The sequence below is a fragment of the Brevundimonas sp. P7753 genome (assembly GCF_013386595.1).
GTDB lineage: Bacteria > Pseudomonadota > Alphaproteobacteria > Caulobacterales > Caulobacteraceae > Brevundimonas > Brevundimonas bullata.
In genome coordinates this window covers 1-436 of the sequence record NZ_JACARP010000104.1, presented here as the reverse complement: position 1 = coordinate 436, position 436 = coordinate 1, and the positions used below count along the sequence as shown (strand labels likewise).

1 pseudogene is annotated in these 436 nt (G+C 63.6%); it reads right to left on the bottom strand.

Going from position 1 to position 436, the window contains the following annotated elements:
• Positions 1 to 168 precede the first annotated feature (168 nt).
• A pseudogene (locus HX774_RS16670) lies at positions 169 to 436 on the bottom strand (hypothetical protein); the annotation flags it as partial.

Genomic DNA, 436 nt, shown 5'->3' with positions numbered 1-436 from the left:
GCGCCAGCGATGATCACGACGCCGCTGGACGCCAGCGCCTGGAGTCTTGCTTTTGACGCCAAGGTCCAGACGGACAGCGGTGTCAGCTTCCATGCCGGCTATGATGGCCAGTTGGGCGACAAGTCAGAAATCCATACCGGCTCAATCAGCGTCCGCTGGAAGTTCTGATCAAAAAAGGGCGGTAGCGTCAGCTCCGCCCTTTTCTTTTCTCATTATGAGGTTTGATCTTGGTGCGACGCCTTCCAGCGCTCNNAGGATGTGGGCGCTGGCGGGGGCGGTGAAGGCAGCGCGGCCGTCGATCATGGGCAGGGTGCGGGCCTGGCCGTCCACCTCGACCTCGACAGGCAGGAGGAAGGGACCGCCGTTTGCGGTCTTCCACTCCAGGGTCACGCGGTCGCCGTCGCGGGTCATGACCAGGTCGGGCAGGGCGGCCTGA